The organism is Bartonella queenslandensis AUST/NH15, assembly GCF_000312585.1.
GTDB lineage: Bacteria > Pseudomonadota > Alphaproteobacteria > Rhizobiales > Rhizobiaceae > Bartonella > Bartonella queenslandensis_A.
The window spans coordinates 111918-113938 of the sequence record NZ_HE998003.1; the positions used below are offsets into that span (position 1 = coordinate 111918).

Below are 2021 nucleotides of genomic sequence, written 5' to 3' on the forward strand. Positions count from 1 at the left end.
AAAGCCTAAGTCCAATTTTTATCTATTGAGAGATCAATCTTATTCGTAGATCAGTGTTTAGTGTCTCAAAAATATTAAATTTTTTTATGAATATAATTATAACACTTTTTAGCTGTATGTTATAAAAAATAAATCTTTTAATTGTGCATACATTTAAAAACACATGGTGTCTATTTGATCTGTCAGAAATTAGTCATCGCATGCTTTATTATTGAAAAAAAACATGACGTTCAGCCATTACAGAATGTTGTTTTGGTCTATGCACTTTTTTCTAAATGGGGGATTTAAATTTGGAATTATGGGTGTGAATAATGCAACGCAAATTGAAATTAAGTTTTTATGCGTTAATGACGAGCAGTTTTTTTATAAAGATTGCAAGTGCAGATCGAGTCGTTACACCAAAAGAAAAACTATTAACACCGGTAGATGTCAGTGAACATCTAAAAGAAACTCCAAAGTTTTTATCAAAAGTGCGGGGATTAGAAGAAAAAAAGGAGGGATCAAAAAGGATAGTGCATCAAAAGAGAATAGAAGAAAGTAAGTCTTCAGAAGAGGAACAGAAGGAATTAGAAAACCTATTCTTTACAGTTCTCACCAATTCAATAATAAGCGATGGTGCTGTCATTTATATTACAAACCGTGGCTCTGAAGGTTCTGAAATAAATAGCTTTAGCTATGAAGGTGCTGCCTATTCCATCAATAATACGGTTCAAGAGGGGGGAAAACTCTACATTGATGCAGCAAGTGTGAGTAGGGATACGATCATTGAGCATGGTGGGATTGAGTTTATCCAAAAACTTAGTACTTCAGAATATGCCACTGTTAAAAAAGGGGGTAAACAAATTGTTGAAAGTGGTGCAAATGCTGAAGGAGCTCAAATTCATGGTGGTGAGCAGATTATTTTGGGTAAGGGGATGATCCTTGAAGATGGTTTGTTTCTTGAAGATAAGGCAAGTAGTGCTTATGGCACTGAAATTCATGACGCAGATGGAATGCTAGGAGTGCAAAGTGTCTATAGTGGGGGGATGGTTGTTGACACAAGGGTTATGAAAGGAGGCGTTCAGAATCTTGATGGTCAAGAGAGCTTTAATAACGTTTTTTCAGAAGATGCTGATGCAGCCGATACAGAAGAGGAAGATTTTACAATCAATGAGGGGGCTTCTGCTCTGAGTACTGAACTTTTTAAAAATGGGATGCAGAATATCTTTGCAGGAGGGAATGCGAGCGAAGTTACTTTATACGATAGAGCTACGCAGAAGATATATGATTCTGGATATACGGATGATCTAACAATTAATCATCAAGCAAGCTCATGGGGTTTTGCGGGGGCAATATTAGATAAGGATACAAATATTCATGACTTTGGCAGCCTCTATCTTTATGCTGGAAATGATGGAGCGGTTACGGAAGTAGAAAATCTTAATTTAAATGGAGAAGATACCAAACTATACATTATTGCGTCTGAAGATAACGGCAAAAAACCTCACGTTAATATCCAGAATTTAAAAGGAAATGGTAGGGTTATTTTTACGTCTTCTGGGGCTAAAAAGCATTACTCAGAGCTTAATATTAATGATCTTTCAGGTTCTTTACATTTCGATTTTAATGTCAACTTTTCCAAGCATTTTGCTGATTATCTTGTCATTAAAGAAAGCAGCTCTGGTCATCACACAGTAAGTGTGACTGATTCTGGGCGTGAAATGACAAACTCTTTCCGCAAAAAGCTTAAATTAATTTCTGATCACGGTGGGAGCGCTCATTTTACTCTGACAAACATTTTTGGTGAAAAAATCAGTGCTATTGATGCCGGAACCTATAGATATAGTTTGAAACATAGAAACGATAAAGGCACCGGTAAAATTTGGTATTTAGATGCAAACCACATTATAGATGAGACAACTTTTCAAGTTTCTGATTTTAGCTTGCAACCATTTGTTATGGATCCATTATCGAAAGATCTCACAGAACGCACAATTGAAAAGGGAATGATTGTTACGATTGCGGATTTTAGCTTTGAGAGT

Annotated in this window: 1 protein-coding gene; it reads left to right on the plus strand. The window is 35.8% G+C overall.

Features of this window, described 5'->3' with window-relative positions; genetic code table 11:
• Positions 1-311: 311 nt before the first annotated feature.
• The coding region (locus BN338_RS05675) for a pertactin-like passenger domain-containing protein (protein ID WP_039760141.1) at positions 312-2021 on the plus strand (1710 nt) is incomplete at its 3' end.